Source organism: Cellulosimicrobium funkei, from assembly GCF_004519295.1.
In the GTDB taxonomy this organism is placed as follows: Bacteria; Actinomycetota; Actinomycetes; order Actinomycetales; family Cellulomonadaceae; genus Cellulosimicrobium; species Cellulosimicrobium funkei.
This window is the reverse complement of record NZ_SOZH01000011.1, coordinates 31,563-53,878: the sequence shown is the minus strand read 5'-3', so window position 1 is coordinate 53,878 and position 22,316 is coordinate 31,563. Positions and strand designations below refer to the sequence as shown.

General features: G+C 76.0%; 17 protein-coding genes. 13 read left to right on the top strand and 4 right to left on the bottom strand.

Features of this window, described 5'->3' with window-relative positions; translation table 11 throughout:
- Positions 1 to 132: 132 nt before the first annotated feature.
- Positions 133 to 1,773 carry a glycosyl hydrolase family 18 protein gene (locus E1O70_RS17380; protein ID WP_061267979.1) on the top strand — a complete coding sequence of 547 codons (1,641 nt, stop codon included), beginning with the start codon at positions 133 to 135 and terminating at the stop codon, positions 1,771 to 1,773.
- Between the two features lie 49 nt (positions 1,774 to 1,822).
- Here the strand turns inward: E1O70_RS17380 and E1O70_RS17375 are convergent, their stop codons facing one another.
- Together E1O70_RS17375 and E1O70_RS17370 are read right to left on the bottom strand one after the other, a co-directional pair.
- Positions 1,823 to 2,848, bottom strand: coding sequence for a CorA family divalent cation transporter (locus tag E1O70_RS17375; RefSeq protein ID WP_061267978.1), 1,026 nt, complete (start codon positions 2,846 to 2,848; stop codon positions 1,823 to 1,825).
- The gene (locus E1O70_RS17370) at positions 2,848 to 3,063 is read right to left on the bottom strand and encodes a hypothetical protein (protein WP_128957737.1); all 216 of its coding nucleotides are present in this window, start codon (positions 3,061 to 3,063) and stop codon (positions 2,848 to 2,850) included. The genes E1O70_RS17375 and E1O70_RS17370 overlap by 1 nt, the downstream gene beginning before the upstream one ends.
- 505 nt (positions 3,064 to 3,568) lie before the next feature.
- Here E1O70_RS17370 and E1O70_RS17365 point away from each other — a divergent pair.
- From E1O70_RS17365 to E1O70_RS17355, 3 genes are all read left to right on the top strand, one after another.
- Positions 3,569 to 6,619, top strand: coding sequence for a helix-turn-helix transcriptional regulator (locus E1O70_RS17365; protein ID WP_128957738.1), 3,051 nt, complete (start codon positions 3,569 to 3,571; stop codon positions 6,617 to 6,619).
- A 212-nt stretch (positions 6,620 to 6,831) separates the two neighbouring features.
- Complete coding sequence (locus E1O70_RS17360; RefSeq protein WP_082774505.1) at positions 6,832 to 8,730, top strand: glycosyl hydrolase family 18 protein; 1,899 nt, start codon at positions 6,832 to 6,834, stop codon at positions 8,728 to 8,730.
- Between the two features lie 256 nt (positions 8,731 to 8,986).
- Entirely contained in the window at positions 8,987 to 9,598 is a 612-nt protein-coding gene (locus E1O70_RS17355) for a hypothetical protein (protein ID WP_061267976.1), read from the top strand.
- An 85-nt stretch (positions 9,599 to 9,683) separates the two neighbouring features.
- On the opposite strand, the gene E1O70_RS17350 is transcribed toward E1O70_RS17355, so the two are convergent.
- Both E1O70_RS17350 and E1O70_RS17345 read right to left on the bottom strand, forming a co-directional pair.
- Complete coding sequence (locus E1O70_RS17350) at positions 9,684 to 10,364, bottom strand: hypothetical protein (RefSeq protein WP_061267975.1); 681 nt, start codon at positions 10,362 to 10,364, stop codon at positions 9,684 to 9,686.
- A 207-nt stretch (positions 10,365 to 10,571) separates the two neighbouring features.
- Positions 10,572 to 12,398, bottom strand: a complete 1,827-nt coding sequence (locus tag E1O70_RS17345) for a DUF4012 domain-containing protein (RefSeq protein WP_061267974.1) — start codon at positions 12,396 to 12,398, stop codon at positions 10,572 to 10,574.
- Positions 12,399 to 12,536: 138 nt separating this feature from the next.
- Between E1O70_RS17345 and E1O70_RS17340 the strand changes: the two genes are divergently transcribed.
- The 9 genes from E1O70_RS17340 (at position 12,537) to E1O70_RS17305 (ending at position 22,311) form a co-directional block, all read left to right on the top strand.
- Entirely contained in the window at positions 12,537 to 13,100 is a 564-nt protein-coding gene (locus tag E1O70_RS17340) for an RNA polymerase sigma factor (protein ID WP_061267973.1), read from the top strand.
- Between the two features lie 70 nt (positions 13,101 to 13,170).
- Entirely contained in the window at positions 13,171 to 14,673 is a 1,503-nt protein-coding gene (locus E1O70_RS17335; RefSeq protein WP_061267972.1) for a hypothetical protein, read from the top strand.
- Between the two features lie 198 nt (positions 14,674 to 14,871).
- Positions 14,872 to 16,200 (top strand): inositol-3-phosphate synthase, encoded by a 1,329-nt coding sequence (locus E1O70_RS17330; protein WP_240696756.1) that lies wholly within the window; start codon positions 14,872 to 14,874, stop codon positions 16,198 to 16,200.
- Positions 16,197 to 17,123: an SCO3242 family prenyltransferase gene (locus E1O70_RS17325; protein WP_061267971.1), complete on the top strand. Its 927-nt coding sequence runs from the start codon at positions 16,197 to 16,199 to the stop codon at positions 17,121 to 17,123. The genes E1O70_RS17330 and E1O70_RS17325 overlap by 4 nt, the downstream gene beginning before the upstream one ends.
- The gene (locus E1O70_RS20195) at positions 17,120 to 18,034 is read left to right on the top strand and encodes a sugar phosphate isomerase/epimerase family protein (protein WP_240696755.1); all 915 of its coding nucleotides are present in this window, start codon (positions 17,120 to 17,122) and stop codon (positions 18,032 to 18,034) included. The genes E1O70_RS17325 and E1O70_RS20195 overlap by 4 nt, the downstream gene beginning before the upstream one ends.
- A complete protein-coding gene (locus E1O70_RS20190; RefSeq protein WP_061267970.1) occupies positions 18,031 to 18,732 on the top strand; it encodes an EboA domain-containing protein in 702 nt (233 codons plus the stop codon). Before E1O70_RS20195 ends, E1O70_RS20190 begins: the two co-directional genes overlap by 4 nt.
- Complete coding sequence (locus tag E1O70_RS17315) at positions 18,732 to 19,610, top strand: TatD family hydrolase (protein ID WP_061267969.1); 879 nt, start codon at positions 18,732 to 18,734, stop codon at positions 19,608 to 19,610. Before E1O70_RS20190 ends, E1O70_RS17315 begins: the two co-directional genes overlap by 1 nt.
- Positions 19,611 to 19,627: 17 nt before the next feature.
- Positions 19,628 to 20,896 carry a metabolite traffic protein EboE gene (gene eboE / locus E1O70_RS17310; RefSeq protein ID WP_174526028.1) on the top strand — a complete coding sequence of 423 codons (1,269 nt, stop codon included), beginning with the start codon at positions 19,628 to 19,630 and terminating at the stop codon, positions 20,894 to 20,896.
- On the top strand, positions 20,893 to 22,311 hold the full coding sequence (locus tag E1O70_RS17305; protein ID WP_061267968.1) for an alkaline phosphatase family protein: 1,419 nt from the start codon (positions 20,893 to 20,895) through the stop codon (positions 22,309 to 22,311). Before eboE ends, E1O70_RS17305 begins: the two co-directional genes overlap by 4 nt.
- Positions 22,312 to 22,316 lie beyond the last annotated feature (5 nt).

The following is a 22,316-nucleotide window of genomic DNA, read 5'->3' as shown; positions in this document are numbered from 1 at the left end:
CACGTAGTCCCGCGGGCCCCGCCCACGGCTACGGTCGCTCACGTCAGCCGGTCGCTCAGGCCCCGCAGGAGGCCGCACCGCCGCGCGTCCGCGCGGGTCGGCGACCGACCTCGTCGACGAGAGGTCCTCTCGATGCACCGTCCTCGCCCGTCCGCCCCGTGCCGCGCCCGCGCCACGCGCGCGGCCGCCGGCCTCACCGCCCTCGCGCTCGCCGCGAGCGGGGCCGTCGCCGCCGCGACGACCGCCGCCGCCGCGCCGACCGCCCACCTGACCGCCACGACGGCGGCCACCACCCCGACGCCCGACTCGCCGAACGGCGACGCCGCCCTCAACGGGTACCGCAACGTCGGCTACTTCATGTCCTGGGCCCCGGAGAACTACGGCTACACCGTGCGCGACTTCGTCGAGTCGGGCCAGGCCGAGCAGATCACCCACGTGAACTACGCGTTCGGCAACATCCACCCGACCGACCTCACGTGCTTCCTCGCGGACGCCCCGGGCACGCCCGAGCCGGGCGGCAACGACGGCGCCGGCGACGCGCAGGCCGACTTCGTGCGAGCCGTCTCCGCCGAGGACTCGGTGGACGGCGTCGCGGACGAGCCGGGCCAGGCGCTCGCGGGGAACTTCAACCAGCTCCGCAAGCTCAAGGAGGAGCACCCCGACACCAAGGTCCTCATGTCGCTCGGCGGCTGGACCTGGTCCAAGTTCTTCTCGAAGGCCGCGGCGACGCCCGAGAGCCGCGCGAAGTTCGTCGCGTCGTGCATCGACCTCTACATCGACGGCAACCTGCCCGTGATCGACGGCCGCGGCGGCCCCGGCGCGGCCGCGGGCCTGTTCGACGGCATCGACGTCGACTGGGAGTGGCCCGGGGCTCCCGACTGGTCGCAGCACCCCGAGAACCACGTCGACCCGGTCAACGACAAGGCGAACTTCACCGCCCTCCTCGCCGAGTTCCGCAAGCAGCTCGACGAGCGCGGTGCCGCGCAGGGCAAGGACTACCTGCTCTCCGCCTACATCCCGGTGAGCCCCACCGTGGTGAACGCCGGCTGGGACGCCCCGACGATCTTCGACTACCTCGACTACGGCAACATGCAGGGCTACGACCTGCACGGTGGCTGGTCGCCGAACCTCGCCGGGCACCAGGCGAACCTGCACGACACCTCGCAGCCCGGCACGATCTCGCTCGAGGACGGCATCGACCTCTACCTGTCGCGCGGCGTCGACCCCGCCCAGCTCACGCTCGGCATCCCGGCGTTCGGCCGCGGCTGGTCCGGCGTCGAGGCCGGCGACTCGAACGGCGCCTGGCAGCCCGCCGCGGGCGTCGCCCCCGGCACCTACGAGGCCGGGAACAAGCAGTACTTCGAGCTGCGCGACCACGGGACCGAGTACTTCGACGAGGTCAGCGGAGCCTCGTGGCGCTACGACGGCGACCAGTGGTGGAGCGTCGACACGCCGCGCGCCGTCGAGTTCAAGGCGTCGTGGATCACGGAGAAGGGCCTCGGCGGCTCGATGTTCTGGGACCTCGCGGGCGACGACGAGGACGAGCTCGTCGGCACGGCGGCCGACGTCTACCGCGCGGCCCCGGCCGGTCCGGTCGACCCGACCGCGCCCGGCTCGTGCTTCCCGGGCTGGGACCGCAGCACCTCGTACGTCGGGGGCCGCGTCGTCTCGCACGAGGGCGTGAACTACCGCGCCGCGTGGTGGGTCCGCACGAACGTCCCGGGCACGGAGAAGTGGTACCCGGCCTGGCGCGTCGTCGGCACCTGCGCCTGACCTGAGGGTGCGGTGCGCGGCCTCGGCCGCGCACCGCACCGTCCGTCGCTCAGCGCAGCCAGCCGCGGCGCTTGATGTACGCGAGCGGGATGACGGCGGCGACGAGCGTCACGAGGACCGTGAGCGTGAACCCGTACGGCCGGTCGAGCTCGGGCATGTGCGTGAAGTTCATGCCGTAGAACGACGCGATGAGCGTCGGGGGCAGGAACACCGCCGTGATGATGGTGAAGACCTTGACGATCTGCGCCTGCTTGACGTCGAGCGACGTCATGATCGCCTGCTGCAGGTAGCGCACCTTGTCGTGCTCGAACCCGGCGTGCTGCTTCACGCCGTCGACGTCCGCGACGAGCGTCTCGACGAGCCCCGCGAGCACGGGGTCCGAGTCCGCGATCTCGCTGCGCAGGTGCCGCGCGGCGCGGGCGAGCGAGAGCTGGGACTCCTGGGCGCGCGACACGATCTCCTCGGCGCGGTTCATGCGCGTGATCGTGTCCTGCATGTCGCTCACCCCGATCTCCCGGCCGCGGGAGTCGACGCCCCGCGTGGCCTCGTCGATCTCGTCGGACATGTCCTCGAGCAGGTCGCTCGCGTAGGACACGACGCGGTCGGCCGCCTCGTTGAGCGCGTAGAGCAGCGCGTACGCGACGCCGTACGACGAGCCGATGAGCCACGGCGTGCGGCGCATGCGGGCGATCGCCTTGTCGAAGACGGCGTAGTGCCGCTGCGGCTGGGCGGTCACGACGACGTCGGCGGACAGGGCGAGCACGATGCGCTCGTCCACCACCCGGTCGCCGTCGCGCCGGGTCGCCGTCACCGGCAGGTAGACGTGCGCGTCCGTCTCCCAGACACGTCCTCCGGCAGCCGCGAAGTCGACGCCGTGCTCGGCTGCGCGGGCCGCGGAGTCCGGGTCCCCGACCGCGACCTGCACCCAGCGCGAGCGCAGGACGCGCGGGTCGAACCGGGGCGAGCCGTCGCCGTGCGCGCGGGCGTGCAGGTCGAGCCCGCCGCGCGCCGGGGCGGGCAGGCGGGTCTCCGTGCCGGGGGCGAGGCCCGGGGTCTCGGGCAGCATCGTCGTCATCACGCACCGCCGGCCGTGAAGTGCGCGGTGAGGAGCGCGGCGCAGATGAACAGGTAGAGCCCCACGGTGAAGGAGATCGACTGCCGTTCGAGGTTCGGCTGGCGCGCGCGGCGCCGCGCCTCGCGCGGGGCGCGCAGGGGCGTCCGGGCGGGGCGGGCCCGCACCGGGGTGGCAGGGGTGGTGGTCGGCGCGGTCGCAGGGGAACGCTGGGTCATGGTGGTCGTCCTTTCCGGCGGGCGGACGGCACGGGCGCGGCCACGGGTGGGCGGCGCGGGTGCGTCGGCGGGGGAGGTCCGGCGGCGCGCGCGAGGCGCGCGCGGAGCGCACTGGCGACCTCCCCGCGCGGGACGGACGACGGCCGGGGACGCAGGGACCTGCGTCGGCCGGGCTCAGGCGTCGGGTCGCGAGCCACGGGGGGTGAGCGCGCAGTGCACGGATCTATGACTGCTGCCGTCAGGCATGGGGCTCACCTCGCTCTCGTGGCGGCGGCGCCGTGGGCGCCGCACCCGGGTCGGGGCGCACGGGGGTCGTGGCCGCGACGGGGATCGAGGCCAGGCTAGCCCTCCGGGCAGCGGGCAGCAACCGTCGAGGTGCGAGCGTCGGCCCAGGTGGCGACCGTGTGACGAGCGGGAAACGATGAGGTGATCCCTTGTTTACGGAGGGTTGTTAACATTTCATCCGGTCGACGGGCGACGAAGCCCCCGGACGGAGGGTCCCGACATGTCAGAACAGCAGGACTACATGGTTCCCGAGCCGGTCCGTCGCGCGGACTCGCGGTTCGCGCGACGGCTCGAGCGGCTCTCGTCCCGCGCGCAGGAGGTCGACCGCGCGCTCGCCGCCGTGAGCGAGGGCAAGGGCGGTCTCGTGTGGACCGCCGAGCACGGCATGGGCGCGAGCGCGACGCTCGAGCTCGTGTGCGAGGCCGTCGCGACGCACGAGTTCGCGCAGCCGACCGTCACGCTCCGCTGTCGCCCGCCCGCGGGCGTCCCCGCTCCCGGGTCGGCCGTCGTCTCCGTCGTGTCGCAGGTGTCGCAGCTCGCGGGCGGCGTGGTCCCCGAGCGGCTCACGCGGGTCCTCGAGCCGGTCGACCCGGGCTTCGGCCACCTCCCCGAGGTGGCGGCGGTCGCGCTCGCCGAGCTCCTCGTCGCGACGTTCGACGGCGCGACCGTCGTCCTCGTCGCCGACGACCTGCACCTCCAGGACGAGCTGAGCCGGTCGGTGCTCGCGAGCCTCGTGGCGCAGCGGCACGCGCCCGTCGTCCTGCTGGGGACGGCGCCCGCGGGCGCGCTCGACCCGTCCGCGGGGCCGTTCGAGCTGCGCGCCGTCCCGCCGCTCGCGCCGGCCGACGCGCTCCACCTCCTGCTCGTCGAGCGGCGGCTCGCCGTCGCCCCGCACGTCGCGGCGCGGCTCGCGCACCTCCTCGGCGGCAACGCCGCGGCCATCACGCAGACGGCGGCGCTCCTCACCCCCGAGCAGCTCTCGGGCGGGTCGATCCTGCCCGACCCGCTGCCCGCCGTCCCCGCCGTCCGGTCGCTCTTCGCCGACCGGCTCGCCGCGCTCAGCGAGGCGGAGCGCCAGGCGCTGCTCGTCGCGGCGGTCGCCGTCGTCGACCGCACCGAGCTCGTGCTGTCCGCGACGGGGCTCGCGATGGAGCAGGTCCTCGACGGCCCGCTCGCGGAGCACCTCGTCCTCGCGGGCGGCCGCTTCGCGTTCGTCGACCCGCGCATGCGCTCCCTCGTCCACGCCGACGCCCGCCTGGCCGAGCGCACGGCGGCGCACGTCGCGCTCGCCGAGGCGCACCGGCGGGCGGGGGAGGAGGACGTCGCGGTGTGGCACTCGGCGCTCGCGACCCTCGTGGGAGACCCGGCGCTCGTCCCGGGCCTCCTGCGCATCGCGCGCCGCCACCTCGACCGCGGCGACGTCGTGTGGGCGCACGAGGTCGCGCGCGAGGCGGCGAGCCAGGCGGGCGCCGAGCACCGCGCCGAGGCGTTCGCGATCGCCGGGGTCGCGGCCCTGCGCTCGGGCCACGTGCAGGACGCCGCCGACTGGCTGCGCAAGGCCTCGCGGAGCGGGGACGACGCGCTGCGCGCGTGCACGCTCGGCCCGCTCGTCGCGGCGCTCACGCTCGCCGAGGGCCAGGTGCCCGACGACGTCCTGTCGCCCTACCTGCGCGGGGGCCGGCCGGACGGCCTCCCGCCGGACGCCGTCGCCGGGGTCGTGACGGGCGTGCTCACGGCGGCGCGGCTGCACGCAGAGCGGGGCGACGGCGTGAGCACCTCCCAGCTCCTCGACACCGCGACGTTCCTCGCGTCGTGGTGCGAGGACGACGCGACCCCGGCCCGTCTCGCCCTCGCGCGCTCCTGGGCCGCGGTGTTCGGGGTGGGGGAGCGCGGCGTCGTGCCCGACGTCGACCTGGGCCCGGACCACGAGGCCGCGCTCCAGGTGAGCCGGGCGCTCGGGCTCGCCGCCGACGACCGCCTGGACGACGCCGCGCAGACGCTCGCGAGCGTCGTCGCCTCCCTGGCCCCGGTGCGCGACGGCGGCCGGTGGTTCGACGGCCCGGACGCCGCCCTCACGCCGCTCGCCGAGGCGCACGTCCGGCTCGCGCAGGCGCTCGTGCACCTGTGGCGCGGCACCCTCACGCGAGCCGCGGACGAGCTCGCGGAGGCCGCGTTCCGCCTGCCGCTCGGCCTGCCGTTCGCGGGGATGGGCGTGGCCGCCGCGCGCCGCCTCGACATGATGACCCGGGGCGTCGTCGGGCCCGTCGCGACGGCGCTCGAGGAGACGTGCGCGAGCCCGACGTCGCGGCCCGTGCGCCTCGGCCTGCTCGTGGACCGCGCCATGGGCGCCGCGTTCGCCCACCACGTGACCCAGGCCGCGACGCTGCTCGAGCTCGCCGCGGAGCGCGAGCGTCCCGACAGCGCACGCATGCTCCCGCTGCCCGGGCTGGACGACGTCGAGGCCTGGGTCGTCGCCGGGCGGCACGACGCGGCGCAGCGCGCGCTCGCGCGGCGCCGGGTCGACGCCAAGGAGCTCCCGCCGTCGCTGCGGTCGGCGACGCTCGTGCGCGCCGACGTCTCGCTCGCCGCGCCCGAGGACCTCACCGCGCCGCTCGAGCGGTTCACGCGCGTGAACCGCACGACCGCGTCGCCCTACGAGCACGCGCGGACCGACCTGTGCGCCGCGCGCGCCCTCGTGCGCGCGGGCGAGCTGCAGCGTGCCCACGGCCTGTTCCTGTCCGCGATCGAGCTGTTCGACGACGCGGGCGCGGACGCCTGGACGACGATCGCGCTCGACGAGCACGCCGAGGTGGTCCGCCTCCTCGGGGGCCCGGTGCCCGAGGACCTGACCGCGGCCGTGCCGGGGGTGCCCGGCGTCCTCGGCGGCGGGGCCGTCGTCCCGGGCGGCACGTGGCCCGCGGCCCCGCGGGCCGGGAGCATGCACGCCGCCCTCGGGGTCGCGCGCGCCGGCGTCGAGGCGCAGGCCGCGCTGCGGCCCGCCCCGCCGGACGCGTGCCGGCTCGCGGTGCGCGAGAGCGACGTGACGGACGAGGCGCTCGCCGAGCTGCGGGGACGGTGGGCGGACGAGCTCACGGAGCGTGAGCTCGACGTCGCGCTCCTCGTCGTCCAGGGCGCGTCGAACCGGGAGGCGGCGGACCAGCTCTACCTGTCGGTCCGCACGGTGGAGGTCCACCTCGGGCGCGTGTTCCGCAAGCTCGGGGTGCGCTCGCGCGTCGAGCTCACGGTCCTGGCGCACCGCGTGGGGCGCTGAGCCGGAGTCGATTCGGGGCCTCTCGTCAGCATCTGTCCGCTTTTGTCCTACGGGTCTTCCCCTACGCCGACCGCGCGGAGGAGCCGCGAACACTGCGGGAAGCGCGGATCACGCGCGGGTCCCCTCGTGGCTACGTTCGGGGTGACCTGAGGGCAGGGCGGTCCGGAGCACGGAGCCGCCGCAGCTCCCCGTACGAGCACGAGGCAGGACCCATGGACGTGTCCCTCTCCACCCGACCACCGCGCCCGGCCCGGCGGCGCGGCGCGCGCCTCGCGGCGCTCGCGACGGCGGCCGCCCTCGTCGGCGGCCTCCTCGCGGGCGTCGCGCCGGCGCAGGCGGCGCCGACCGCCACGGCGGCGGTCGGCAACCCCGGCGACAGCGACGTCAACGGCTACCGCAACGTCGGCTACTTCACCCAGTGGGGCGTGTACGGCCGCGCCTTCCCGCTCAAGAAGGTGCAGGACTCCGGCGCGGCCGCGGACCTCACCCACATCAACTACTCGTTCGGCAACATCCACCACCAGAACCTCACGTGCTTCATCGCGAACAAGGCGCAGGGCACGGGGCCGAACGGCTCCGACGGCGCGGGCGACGCGTGGGCCGACTTCGGCATGGGCTACACGGCCGCGAACTCCGTCGGCGGCGTCGCCGACGCGTGGGACCAGCCGCTCGCGGGCTCGTTCAACCAGCTCAAGCAGCTCAAGGCGAAGAACCCGCAGCTGCGCGCGCTCATCTCGATCGGCGGCTGGACCTGGTCGAAGAACTTCTCCCGCGCGGCGGCGACGCAGGCGTCCCGCGAGAAGCTCGTGTCGTCGTGCATCGACCTCTACATCAAGGGCAACCTGCCCGTGATCGACGGCCGCGGCGGGCCGGGTGCGGCCGCCGGCGTGTTCGACGGCATCGACATCGACTGGGAGTGGCCGGGCTCGAACAACGGCGAGGTCGGCAACTCCGTCGACCCCGTGAACGACCGCGAGAACTTCCGGCTCCTGCTCGCCGAGTTCCGCAAGCAGCTCGACGCGTACGGCGCGCAGACCGGCAAGCACTACCTGCTCTCGGCGTTCCTGCCCGCCAACCCGGCCGACATCGCGGCCGGCGGCTGGAACGACCCGCGCATCTTCCAGTCCCTCGACTACGGCAACGTGCAGGGCTACGACCTCCACGGCGCCTGGGACCCGGCGCTGGCCGGCCACCAGGGCAACCTCTACGACGACCCGGCCGACCCGCGGGCCGCGAGCCGCCAGTTCAGCGCGGACAAGGCCGTCCAGGAGTACCTCCGCGCCGGCGTCGCCCCGAGCCAGCTCGGCCTCGGCCTCGCCATGTACGGCCGCGGCTGGAAGGGCGTCACGTCGTCGCAGCCGTGGTCGGCCGCGAACGGGGCGGCCCCCGGCACGTGGGAGGCGGGCAACGAGGACTACGACAAGCTCCGCACGCGGGGCCAGGACTACTACGACCCGACGACCGTCTCCGCCTGGCGGTACGACGGCGACCAGTGGTGGAGCTACGACAACGCCCGGTCGGTGGCGGCCAAGGCCGAGTACATCGACCGGCTGAACCTGGGAGGCGCCATGTGGTGGGACCTGTCCGGCAACCACGACGGCACGCTGCTCGGTGGCTTCACGGACAAGGTCCGCACGCTCCCGGCCGGTCCCGTCGACGGCACGAGCGGCCCGACGAACCCGCCGACGAACCCGCCCACCAACCCGCCGACGAACCCCCCGACCACCCCGCCGACGGACCCGACGGCCTGCGTGGCCGCGTGGTCGGCCGCGACGGTCTACACGGGCGGGGCGACGGCGTCGTTCGAGGGCAAGAACTACCGCGCGAAGTGGTGGACCCAGGGCGACCGGCCGAGCGCGGGCGGCCCCTGGGAGGCGACGGGCGCGTGCGGCGGGACCACCCCGACGACCCCGCCGCCCACGAACCCCCCGACCACGCCGCCCACCACGCCGGGCACGTGCACCGCGCCGGCCTGGTCCGCGACGGTGGCCTACACCGGGGGTGCGACGGTCTCCTACCAGGGCCAGTCGTACCGCGCGAAGTGGTGGACGCAGAACAACGTCCCGGGTGCGGAGCAGTACGGCCCGTGGCAGGCCCTCGGCGCGTGCTGACGCCCGGCCGCCCCTCCTGACGGGGGACCACCGGGGCGGCCCGCGGGTACGGGGAATCCCGTACCCGCGGGCCGCCATCGTGTGGTTCTCCCGCATCTCGACCAGCCCTCGCGCTCGTTAGCGTGAAGGGGCCGACGAGGACCTCCGCAGCCCTCCCCAGTGGGTTGCGGGGCTCCTCCGACCGTGAAAGGCGGTCAGCGTGCCCGTGCGTCACCGAACGACCCGACCCCGCACCTCCCGTCCCCTCCCGCCCTCCGTGGCCTCCGCCCTGCCCGTGGCCCTGACGGCCGTGCTCGGCGCCGCGCTCCTCGCGGGCTGCACGAGCGGCTCCGACGACGCCGGGTCGGCCGTCGACGGCGGGTCGGGACCCGCCCAGGCCGAGGACCACGGCTCGCACGGCGACCACGCCGACGCGGGCAAGGTGCCCGTGGGCCCCCTCCAGCTCCCCGGCGCCGACTACTGGTCGGTGCTCCAGCCGGCCGACGGCGTCACGCAGGTCCGGGCGGGCGGGTGCCCCGAGGACGCCGCGTGCCCGAGCTTCGAGGTGCTGACCGGTGCGGCGCTCGACGGCGTCGACCCCGCGACGGCGCTCCTGCCCGACGGCGCCACGTGCCCCGGGGCGGACGCGCTCGCGGCCCGCGCGGTCGGCGACCCTGCGGAGTCGGACGTCGAGGTCGCCGGCACGCCCGCGACGCTCGCGCGCTGGACGCTCTCGTGCGTCGACGCCGCCGGGGCCGAGGTGCGGACCGTCGAGCAGCTCCAGTGGTACGTGCCTGACGCCCCCGGCGGTGCGGTGCTCGTCGTCGACCGCTGGGCGTTCGAGGGGCTCGAGTCGCGCCTCGCCGCGGGAGGCTGGGCGTCCGCCTGACCGACCCCGGCCCGCACCGACGACGGCCTCGCACCCGGGAGGGTGCGAGGCCGTCGTCGTGCACCCGGCCGTGCCGGCGGCCGGGTCAGCCCTTGCGCGTGCGGCGCGTCAGCAGCACGACCGCGGCGCCCACGGCGGCGAGCCCCGCGGCGACGGCGGCGTACAGGCCCACGGTCGCGCCCGTCGTCGCGAGCGACGAGGACGACGAGCCGGTCGCGACGGTGCGCGAGACCTGGGACGCCGTCGTGGTCGTCGTGGGGTTCCCCTGTCCCGGCGGGTTCGTCGCGCAGCTCGGCGACGACGGCGGGTAGTCCACGCTGACGACCGTCTCGGGGTTGACCTGGAAGAGCACCTGGACGCTGGGGCGCACCCAGTCGAACTCGTCGCCCTCGACCCACTGCCCGTCGACCAGGCTCCAGCCGGGCCAGTCGGCGCCGCGGCCGTCCGCCCCGACGACGGCGCCGGGCCACAGCACGCGGCCCTGCAGGGGGAGGCCGGACTGGACGACGTCCGCGCCGCCCGGGTTGAGCCACGTGATGGTCGCGGTGTCGTTGTCCGTGCCGGTGACGGCGATGGCGTACTCGAGGTACGGGACGTCCCCGTCGCAGACGGGGGACAGGGTGGTGAGCTCGATCGTCGGCTCCGGCACGTACGTGTCGTCCTCGGCGGCTCCCGCGACCGGCGCGGTGAGCAGCACCACCGTCGCGGCTGTAGCGGTGACGGCCAGCGCGCGGCTCCCGGCGCGGCGTCCTCCCGACGTCTTCATGGTGAATCCTGTCCGTGGGCGGGAAAGGCTGTTCGTGGAGAGGGAGCCGTGCCCCGAGGTCCCTGATACGTGCAGGTGCCACACGTGCGCGAGGTGTTTCCGTCCTGCCAGGCTAGCGAGGCGGGCGCCCGAGTTGGACGCTTGTCCAGGGTGAAAAAGCGTCGGTGCGCGGGATCGTGACCGCGCCGTGACGCGACCGGACGCGGCTCAGCCGCAGGGCGCGACGTCGACCGTGCGCAGGCCCGGCTGGGTGGTCGTGGGCGTGCTCCACACGTCGAGCGAGGTCGCGGCGGCGGTCCCCGCGTCCCGCGGCGTCGTCGTCGTGAACGACAGGGTCGCGGACTGCCCGGGCGTGAGGTCGACCATCGCGGAGAGCGCGCCGCGGCCCGCGACGTCGCCGGGCTGCGCCGGGAGCGGGGCGTCGTCGCGGCGCAGGCCCGAGACCTGCCCGTCGCGCGGCGGGTAGAGCACGACGAACGTGCGCGTGACGCCCGGCTCGACGCCCGCCGTCCCGCCGCCGGTGACGTACCAGGGCAGGCTCGTCGCGGCGTCGGCCGGGGCGGACGACGCGAGGTCGACCTCGAACGTGTCCACGCGGCCCGCGGCCGTGCACGTGCTGCCCGCGAGGCGCACGTCGCTGCCGAGGTAGACGCCCATCTTGCCGCCGGTGCCGTCGTTGAGGAACACGCCGACCGAGCCCGCGGCCTGGTCGGCGGTGTCGATGTCGCCCGCCACGACCGTGCCCGCGAGGCGCTCCTGCTCCGCCTCGTGCGCCGACCACAGCAGCACGCGGTGCTCGTCCGCGCCGCGCACGAGCGCGTCCCGCGCGACGGCCGGGTCGGCCCCGCCCGCGAGGAACTGCTCCAGGACCTGGGCCGCGACCGCCGCGAAGAACGTGTCCGTCTGCTCGCCGGGCTCGAGCTCGCCGTACGCGTCGGAGAGGAGGGTCTGCACGACGTTGCCCGCGTCCAGGTCGACCGCGCCGCCGTCGACCGGGACGGTCACCGGACCCGTGGCCTCGAGCAGGTAGGAGAGGGCGACGGGGTCGGTCGCGACCACGCCGTCGACCTGCTCGCCCTGCGCGCGCTCCCACATCGTCGACGCGAGCGCGGCGGTCGTGGGGAAGTCCGGCGTCAGCGGGGTGTCCTGGAGGTAGCGGCCCACGCGGTCGGTGAAGAGCTGCTCGACCCCGGGGTCGAGGGGCAGCACCGGCTCGTCGAACGACGGGAAGCCGACCGTCGAGGCCTGCCGCTCCAGCGTCACCCTGCCCTGGTCCGCCGAGATCACCGCGAGCGCGCCGGGGATCCCGCCGCCGGCGCGCAGCTCGGCGTTGTTCAGCGCGAGGACGAGGTAGCGGCGGGGGCCGTCGGCGCCGAGCATCGCGGGCGCGAGCGCCGTGAGCCGGTCGGCGGTGCGGACCACCGGGCGCAGGTCGTCGGTGCGCGCGACGAGCGCGGCGTACGGGTCGGCGACCTCCGCGTGCAGCGCGTCGCGGTCGACGGTCGCGAGGCGCGCGTCGATCGCGTCGAACGCGTCGGCGGCGCGCGCGACCGTCGGCGCGGCCGCGACGAGCGGTGCGAGGTCGACGCCGTCGCCCGTGAGCGCGATCCCGTCGCCCTCGACGCTGCCGAGCGTCTGCGTGAGGGACGGCAGCACCACGGCGGCGAGGTCGTCGGCCGTCGCGGCGGCCACGGAGAAGGCCCGCACGTCCTGCCCGTAGACCGGCAGGTGCGCGGCCAGGGACCACAGGGGACCGTCGGTGTGCGCCCGTGCGGACGCGGTGAGGGGCTGGACCCGCTCGAGCGCGGCGTCGGCGGCCGCGACGTCGCCGTCCCGGAGCGCCTCCTCGGCGGCGGGGACCTCGTCCAGCGCGCGCGTCAGGGCGTCCCGCGCGGCGAGCGCGTCCCGGGCGAGGAGCCCGGCGCACACGACGAGCGCGACCGCGAGCAGGATGAGAACCCAGCCCAGCCAGGCCGCCCGGCTCCGCCGACGGCGGGGGTGGCGCGGCGGGGCGTCCCGCTCCGTCGTCGTCATGCCTCTCAGCGTAGGGGCCGGAGATGGCAGGATCGGGGCCGTCGCGGGTGAGGTTCGGGTGAACCGCGGGGCGTGCAAGGAACGCGGGCCCCGGGACACAGAGCGGTTGACAGCCCGCCCCGCCGACGAGGAGCCGCCGTGACGACCGACGAGGGCAGTGACGAGACCACCGAGGCCGCCGTCCACGACGAGGCCTGGTTCGCCGCGCTCTTCGCCGCGCACGCGACACCGCTGTACCGCTACTTCCGCCGGCGCCTGCCGAGCGCCGTCGGGGGCGTCGCCCCCGACGCCGACGACCTGACGGCCGAGGTCCTCGCGACCGCGTGGCGGCGTCGCGCCGACGTGCCCGACGGCGCCGAGCTGCCGTGGCTGTACCGCACGGCGGGGTTCCTCCTCGCCAACCACCGCCGCAAGGCGCGGGCCCTGCCCGTGGCCGAGGTGCCCGAGCGCCCGGACGACGGCGCCGACGTCGAGCACGTCGTCGTGCAGGACGACGAGGTGCGCCGCGCGCTCGGCGCGCTCTCCGACCGCGACCGGCGCATCCTGCTCCTGCACGCGTGGGAGGGGCTCGGCGGGGCGGACCTGGCCGCCGTCCTCGGCACGTCGCGCGGGGGCGCGGACGCCGCGCTGTCCCGGGCCCGCGCGCGCCTGCGCACGGCGTGGGCGGAGCAGTCGGCGCTCGCGCAAGAGACCGGCGCCTGAGCACACATCACGGGTAGACCCGACCGGCCGCACCTGCGCGGTACGGCCCCTGCGGTACCTGGAGGGCGACATGACCACCCGAACCCCCGAGCAGCCCGACGACGCGGACCTGGAGCGCCTGCGCGCGGCCGACCCGGCCGCGGACGCGACCCCGGACGCCACGGTCCTGGAGGCCGCGGTGCGCGACCGCGTCCCCGAGGCGTTCGCCCGTCCCGCGACGAGCGGCCCGGGCGCGGCTCCTGCGAAGCTCCCGGACGCGGCCGGCCTCGCCGGGGCGGACGGCCCGACGGCCGCGCTCGTCGACGAGCTCGCCGAGCGTCGCGCCCGCCGGCTGCGCCGTCGGGCGCCGCTCCAGGTGGCGGCCGCCGTGGTGGGCGCGCTCGTCATCGGGACGGGCGGCTACGCGCTCGGCGCCGGCGAGTGGAGGACCACTGCGGGCGGCTCCGCCGCGGAGAGCACGGCGCTCGCCCCGATCCGGCTCGGCAGCGCGGACGCACCCGCGGGGGCGGACGCGTTCGCGGGCGGCGCCGCCACCGAAGGGGGCGCTGTCGATGCGTCGCGCGCGGCGAGCGTCGTCCCGGGGTTCGCCGGGGGGTTCTGGGGAGCGCGCACGGTGTTCCACCAGGACGGCCTGCCCACGCAGGGCGCGAGCGCCGAGGCGTGGGCCTACGACGCGGCGGGCGTGTTCTCGCAGGAGACGGTGCGCCGCGTCGCCGACACCCTCGGGGTCGCGGGCGAGGTGCGCGAGGAGTACGGGTCGTACGCCGTCGGCTCGGCCGACTGGACGGGACCCAGGGTCTCGCTCCAGCCGGACGGTCTCGCGAGCGTGAGCTTCACCGACCCGGCCAAGGACCCGTGGGGCTGCGTCGCCGTGACGCCGATGCCTGCTGACGGTGCGGACGGCTCAGGGCCGGCGGGCTCGTCCACCTCGTCAGCGGAGCCAGGGGAGTGCGCGGAGGAGGGGCACGGGGCGCCGCCAAGCCCCGACGCCGCCGTGGACCAGCTTCGCGAACTGCTCGCGCGACTCGACGTCGACGTCTCGGGATACGAGGTCGTCGCGCGCGAGATGACGCCGGAGCAGGGCGCCCGGGCCACGTTCCTGGCGGCCTACGAGATCGTCGACGGTCAGCGCACGGGAACCACGTGGGAAGCGACGTACTCGGGTGCGGGGCTCGCGTCGCTCTCCGGACCGCTTGCGCCGCGGGTCCCGCTCGGCGCGTACGACGTCGTCAGCCCGGCCGAGGCGGTCGAGCGGCTCGGCGACGCACGGTTCGGGTTCGGCGGCGGGGGGATGATCGCGTGGGCCCGCGAGGACGTGCAGCCCCTCCCGGAGACCGCGTCCGAGCCCGAGGCCCCGACGGTCCCGCCCACCGTGGGGGAGGGTGCGCGGTTCGCATGGCCCGTCACGGACGTGACGATCACGGACGCGCGCCTGGGCCTGGCGGTGCAGCACCAGCCGGACGGCGCGGCCGTCCTGCTGCCCGCGTACGAGCTGTCCGACGCGGACGGGAACCTCTGGTCGGTCGTGGCCGTGGTGGACGACCAGCTCGACTTCACGCCCGCTGCCGGATGACGGAGCACGACCCGGCGGTCGGTATCGTGATACCGACCGCCAGGTCGGCTTCGCCTGCGCGCTTTTGCACGTTGCAAGCATCCGAGGTCGCGAAAGTGGCCACGCTTTTGATTGACCACCGACAAAAGTGTGGTTAGGGTCGCAGCAGACCGAGCGCCACCGGGTCGGAGAGCGAGCAGAGCGACCCTCTCCCGGGGCGTGCGGTCCGACGGTGGCAGGGAGGCCATCGTCGTCGTGATCGGCGGCGCCGCGGCGTCCGCCGTCGGAACGGGAGCAACGATGCACCACTTCGCCCCTGACGGATCGTCGGACCGCCCCGCCCCGGACGCGCGCACCGGGCTGTGGCTCGTCGGCGCCCGCGGCTCGGTCGCCACCACCGCCGCCCTCGGCCTCGCGGTGATCGCCGACGGGCGCGCGGAGCCGACCGGGTGCGTCACCGCGGGCGAGCCCTTCGCCTCCGCCCCGCTGCCCGCCTTCGGCGACCTCGTCGTGGGCGGCCACGACATCTCCGACGTGTCGATGGTCAAGCGCGCCGAGCTGCTCGTCGAGGCCGGCATGATCGCGCCGCGCCTGCTCACCGCCGCGCACGCCGCGCTCGAGCGGGCCGACGCCGAGGTGCGCCCCGGCTACTCGGCCCACCCCGCCGAGGGCACCGCGCGCGAGTCGCAGCAGGCCGCCGCGGAGCGCCTCGCCGCGGACATCGTGGACTTCCGCGAGCGCCACGGCCTCGCGCGCGTCGTCGTCGTCGACCTCGTGTCGACCGAGCCGCTGCCCGAGCCCGCGCCCGAGCTCTCCGACCGCGACCTGCTGCGCGCGGCGCTCGCGGACCCGGAGCGCGCGGTGCTGCCGCCGAGCTCGGTCACCGCGTACGCCGCGCTGCTCGCGGGCGCCCCGTTCGCCGAGTTCACGCCGTCGGCGAGCATGCACCTCCCGGTGCTGCTCGAGCTCGCCGAGGAGCGCGGCGTGCCCGTCGCGGGCCAGGACGGGAAGACCGGCCAGACGTGGCTGCGCACGATCCTCGCCCCGGCGTTCGGGGCCCGCGGGCTGCGCGTCCTGTCGTGGGCGGGGGCCAACCTGCTCGGCGGCGGGGACGGCGCCACGCTCGCCGACCCGCAGGCGGTGCAGAGCAAGCTCGTGTCCAAGTCGCGCGGGCTCCAGGACCTCACGGGCAGCGACGTCACGCCGCTGCACATCGACAACGTGCCCGACCTCGGTGACATCAAGGTCGCGTGGGACCACGTGCACGTCGAGGGCTTCCTCGGCTCGCGGCTCACGCTGCAGACCACGTGGTCGGCGTACGACTCGATGCTCGCCGCGCCGCTCGTGCTCGACCTGGCGCGCCTGCTCGCGCTCGCGGACGCGGCCGGGTACGCGGGCCCCGTCCCGGAGCTCGGGTTCTTCTTCAAGGACCCCTGGGGCAGCGGCGTGCACGACTTCGCCGCGCAGACCGTCGCGCTGTCCGACTGGGTCCGCGCGGCGACCGCCCGGGTGGGCGGCGACGCGACCGCCGCGGCCGACCGGTCGTGACGGGCTCCCTCCACGACCACCTGGACCTCGTCCGCGCCCCCGCGGTCCTCTCGGTGGTCGGTGACACGCTCGCGGGCGCGGCGGCGGCCGGGCACGCGCTCACGCCGCGCCGCGCCCTCCTGCCTTTCGCCTCGGCCTGCTTGTACGCGGGCGGCATGGCGCTCAACGACTACGCGGACCGGCACCTCGACGCGGTCGAGCGGCCCGAGCGGCCGATCCCGTCGGGCCGCGTGACGGAGCGCCGGGCCCTCCAGGTCGCCGTCGGCCTCACGGCCGCGGGCGTCGGTCTCGCCGCCGCGGGCGGGGGAGCGCGCGCGCTCGCCGTCGCCGTCCCGCTCGCCGCGAGCGTGTGGACGTACGACACGGTCGCGAAGGAGCGCGCGGCCGGTCCGCTCGTCATGGCCGCGTGCCGCGGGCTCGACGTGCTGCTCGGGGCCGGCGTCGGGCACCTGCGCGCCGCGCTGCCGGCCGCCGCGGGGATGGCCGTGCACACCGCCGGCGTCACGTACCTGTCGCGCGGCGAGGTGCACGGCACGACGTCGTCCCTCGCCGCGGGCGTGGCCGCCGCCACCGCGGCGGGCGGGGCGGTCGTCGGCGCGGGGGCGGTGCGCCGCGCCCGGGCGGCCGACGGCGCGAGCCACCGGACGCGCGTCGCGACGGCGGTCGCCGGGGTCGCGGCCGCGGGCGCCTACCTCGCGACGTGCCTGCCCCGGCAGGTCGACGCCGCGATCACGCCGTCCGCCCAGAACGCGTTCGCCGCGACCAAGGCCGGGATCCGCGCGATGCTGCCGCTGCAGGCGGCGTGGTCCGCGCGCGGGGGGAGCCTGGCGTCGGTGGGGGTGCTCGCGGGCGTCGAGGTCGCGGGCCGGCTGCTGCGCCGCGCGGGGCGGGCCCCGGGCCGCGCCGAGATGAGCGAGACGTGAGCGCGCCCGGCACCGCCGGGGGCGCGATGCTCTTCACGCTCGGGTACGGCACCAACGGCTTCACCGACCACCCGCTCGACGTCGCGCTCGACGTGCTCGCCCACGAGGGGTACGGCGCCGTCGCGCTCACGCTCGGCTTCCCGCACCTCGATCCCTTCGCGGACGGCTGGGAGGACGAGGCCGCGGCGCTGCGTGCACGGCTCGCCGCAGCGCACGAGGGTGCGGGGATGCGCGTCGTCGTCGAGACGGGCACGCGGTTCCTCCTGGACCCGTTCCGCAAGCACCGCCCCACGCTCGTGGACGTCGAGGCCGACGCGCGGCTGCGGTTCCTGCGCCGCGCGGTCGAGATCGCGGCCGTGCTGGACGCGGAGTGCGTGTCCTTCTTCTCGGGGGTCCTGCCCGACGACGTGACCCCCGCCGAGGGCTGGACGCTCCTGCGCGAGCGCCTGCCCGCGCTCGTCGAGCACGCGCGCGACCGCGGCGTGCGGCTCTCGCTCGAGCCCGAGCCCGGGATGCTCGTGGAGACGGTGGGCGACGCGCTGCGGCTGCGCGACGAGCTGGGCGGCGACGGCGGCGACCTCGCGGACCTCGGCGTCACGGTCGACGTCGGGCACTGCCTCGTCGTCGAGCCCGACGGCGTGGTGGGCGCGCTGCGCGCGGCCGCGCCGTACCTCGCCAACGTGCAGCTCGACGACATGCCGCGCACCCACCACGAGCACCGCCCGTTTGGCGAGGGCGAGATCGACCTCCCGCTCGTGCTCGGCACGCTCGCCGACGTCGGGTACGCGGGCGTCGCGGCGGTCGAGCTGCCGCGCCACTCGTACGACGCCCCCGGCCTCGCGCACCGCAGCATGACAGCGCTGCACCGCGCGTGGGACGACCGCCCCCACCACCCCCAGGAGGTGCCATGACCGAGACCACCCGCCCCGACGCCCGCACGGCGGACGGGACCGCCCCGGGCGAGCGCTGGCTCGCCGAGGCGCGCGCCGCCGTCGCGCAGGACCCCGCAGCCGTGACCCGCGCGTTCGCGCTCGCGGGCCGCCAGGTGGGCCGCGCGCCCGTCCGCCCGGACACCGACCCCGCGGGGGTCGTGCACGGGACGGTCGACGACGCCGCCCGCGCCGACCTCGTGGTCGCGCTCGGCGAGGGCGCGGGTCGCGGCGGTGCCGACGGCGAGGCCGCCCTCGCGGCGCGGCTCGCGGACCTCTACCAGCACGGCGACACCGCCGAGCGGCGGGGCGTCCTGCGCGGTCTCGACGCCCTCACGGCGCGAGGTGCGCTGGCGGACGACGCCGCGCCGTCGGTCGTGGCGGTGGGCCGGGACCTCGCCGCGGACGCGCTCCGCACCAACGACCAGAGCCTCGTCGCGGCGGCCGTCGGGCCGTTCGCGGCCGCGCACCTCGACCCGCACGCGTGGCGCCACGCCGTGCTCAAGCTCGTCTTCATGGGCGTGAGCCTCGACGCCGTCGCCGGTCTCGACGACCGCGCGGACGACGAGCTCGCCCGCATGGCCCGCGACTTCGCCGCCGAGCGCCGCGCCGCGGGCCGCGTCGTGCCCGACGACGTCGCCCGCCTCGCCCCTGACGTCACCACCGGGAGGACCGCCTGATGCGCATCTTCGACCCCCACATCCACATGACCAGCCGCACGACCGACGACTACGAGGCCCTGTACGCCGCGGGCGTCCGCGCGCTCGTCGAGCCGGCGTTCTGGCTGGGCCAGCCGCGCACGAACGTGGGGTCGTTCCTCGACTACTTCGACGCGCTCCTGGGCTGGGAGCGGTTCCGGGCCGCGCAGTTCGGCATCCGCCACCACGCGACGATCGCCCTCAACCCCAAGGAGGCGAACGACGCGCGGTGCCGCGAGGTGCTCGACGAGATCCCGCGCTACCTGCTCAAGGACGGCGTCGTCGCCGTCGGCGAGGTCGGGTACGACTCGATGACGCCCGAGGAGGACGAGGTCTTCTCGCGCCAGCTCCAGATGGCCCGCGACGCGGCGCTGCCCGTGCTCGTGCACACCCCGCACCGCGACAAGCTGTCGGGGACGCGGCGCACGCTGGACGTCGTGCGCGAGTCGGGGATCGCGCCCGAGCACGTGCTCGTGGACCACCTCAACGAGACCAACGTCGCGCTCGTGCTCGACGCGGGCGCGTGGGCCGGGTTCTCGATCTACCCGGACACGAAGATGGACGAGGACCGCATGGTCGCGATCCTCCAGGAGCACGGCACCGAGCGGATGATCGTGAACTCCGCCGCCGACTGGGGCCGCTCCGACCCGCTCAAGACGCTCAAGACGGGGCAGGCGATGCTCGCCGCGGGCTTCACCGAGGACGACGTCGACCAGGTGCTGTGGCGCAACCCGGTCGAGTTCTACGGGCAGTCGGGCAACCTCGTGCTGGACCCGGTCCCCGGGTTCGTCGAGGGCGACCTCCCCACCCCGGGCGTGGAGTTCGAGGGCTCCTCCGTGCTGCGCGGCGCGCGGGCGTAGCGCGGGAGGGCTCGACCATGCTGCTGTCGTACTGCACCAACGTCCACCCGGCCGAGCACCTCGACGGCGTGCTCGACCAGCTCGTGCGCTACGCCGCGCCCGTGCGCGAGGCCGCGGGGCTCGACGTGCTCGGTGTCGGGCTGTGGATGCCGGCCGTGCTCGCGCACCGCCTCGCGGGCTCGCCCGACGACCGCGTGCGCCTGCGCGCCGTGCTCGACGAGCACGGCCTCCAGGTCCACACGCTCAACGCGTTCCCGTACGGCGGCTTCCACGCCGACGTCGTCAAGCTCGACGTCTACACGCCCACGTGGGCCGACCCGGAGCGGCTCGCGTACACGCTCGAGTGCGCCGAGGTGCTGGCCGAGCTCCTGCCCGACGGCGTCGCCGGGTCGATCTCGACGCTCCCGCTCGCCTGGCGCGAGCCGTGGACGGACGCCGACGACGACGCCGCGTCGCGCGCGTTCGCCGCGCTCGGGGAGGGCCTGCGCGACCTGCGCGAGCGCACGGGCAAGGTCGTGCGCGTCGCGGTCGAGCCCGAGCCGGGCTGCGTGCTCGACACGGTGGACGACGTCGTGGCCTGGCTCGCGGCGCGCACGGGGCCGGACGTGCCGGCGGACCGGCGCATCGACCCCGAGCACGTGGGCGTGTGCCTCGACACGTGCCACCTCGCGGTGTCCTTCGCGGACCGCCGCGCGGGGACGGCCGCGACGGTGCGCCGCATCACCGACGCGGGCCTGCGGGTCGTCAAGGTGCAGGCGTCGGCCGCGCTGCACGTCGCGGACCCGGCCGACGACGCGGCGCGCGCCGCCGTCGGCGCGTTCGCCGAGCAGCGGTACATCCACCAGGTGCGCGAGCTCACCGCGGCGGGCGACGTGCTCGCCGCCGACGACCTGCCCGACGCCCTGGACGGCGCGCTGCCCGCGGAGGGACCGTGGCGCGTGCACTTCCACGTGCCCCTGCACCACGAGCCCGCCGCGCCGCTCGCCGCGACGACGGACGTGCTGCGCGCGGCGGTCGACGCCGTCCGCGCGGCGCCGCACGGGGACGAGGCTCACCTCGACGTCGAGACGTACACGTGGGCCGTGCTGCCCGAGGGGGCCGCGACCGACTCGCTCGTCGCCGGCATCGCGGCCGAGCTGCGCTGGGCGACGAACCACCTCGCCGCGACCCACCTCGTCGCGGCGCACGACGTCGCTGCCGCCGGGACGGCGCGCACCGAACCACCCTCGGGACCGACCGCGGACGACGCCGCCGCCGACCCGGGCACGACCAGGAGGACCGCATGAAGCCCGTGCTGCTGCTCGACGTCGTCGGGCTCACCTCGACCGCGCTCGCCCACATGCCGCGACTGCGCCAGCTCGCCGCGAGCGGCTGGCAGTCCGAGTTCGCGACGGTGCTGCCCGCCGTGACGTGCAGCGTCCAGTCGACGATGCTCACGGGGCTCAGCCCTGCCGAGCACGGGATCGTGGGCAACGGCTGGTACTTCCGCGAGCTCGGCGACGTCTACCTGTGGCGCCAGCACAACCGCCTCGTCGAGGGGGAGAAGCTCTGGGAGGCCGCGCGCCGGGCGCACGGCGAGTACTCGTCGGCGAACGTCTGCTGGTGGTACGCGATGGGCATGACGACGGACGTCACCGTCACGCCGCGCCCGATCTACCACGCGGACGGCCGCAAGTCCCCGGACGCCTACGTGCGCCCGGCGGCGCTCCACGACGACCTCGTCGGCCGGTTCGGGGAGTTCCCGCTGTTCACCTACTGGGGCCCGACGGCGGACATCACGTCGTCGCGGTGGATCGTCGACGCGACGCGGCACGTGCTGCGCACGCACGCGCCCGACCTCACGATGGCGTACGTCCCGCACCTCGACTACGACCTGCAGCGGTTCGGGCCCACGTCGCCGCAGGCCGACGCCGCGGCGGCCGAGCTCGACGCGACGCTCGCGCCGCTGCTCGACGACGCCGCGAACCAGGGCGTCACCGTGCTCGTCGTCTCCGAGTACGGCATCGCGGACGCCGACCGGCCCGTGCACCTCAACCGCATCCTGCGCCGGGAGGGCCTCCTCGAGGTCTACGTGCAGGACGGCAAGGAGCAGCTCGACCCGTGGACGTCGGGCGCGTTCGCGGTCGCGGACCACCAGGTCGCGCACGTGTACCTCGGCGACCAGCAGGACCCGGCGCTCCGGCGGCGGGTCACGGACCTGCTGCGCGGCGTCCCCGGCGTCGACGAGGTGCTCGACCGCGAGGCGCAGGCGCGGTACGGGCTCGACCACGAGCGGTCGGGCGACCTCGTCGTCGTCGCGGAGCCCGGCGCGTGGTTCACGTACTACTTCTGGCTCGACGACGCCCGCGCGCCCGAGTACGCGCGCGGCGTCGACATCCACCGCAAGCCCGGCTACGACCCCGCCGAGCTGTTCTTCGACCCGGCGGACCGGCTGGCGAAGGCGAAGGCCGGCCTCAACCTCGTGAAGAAGAAGGTGGGCCTGCGGTACGCGATGAGCACCGTGCCGCTCGACGCGTCGTACGTCAAGGGCTCGCACGGGCGGCTCCCCGACTCCTCCGCCGACACGCCGCTCGTGATCTGCTCGGACGCGGAGGTGCCGGCGTCGGTCGCGGGTGTGGTGGAGAGCGGGTCCGGGCAGGTCCCGGCCGCCGCGATCAAGGGCCTGGTGCTCGAGCTGCAGGGCCTCGGCGTCCGGGTCTGACGAGC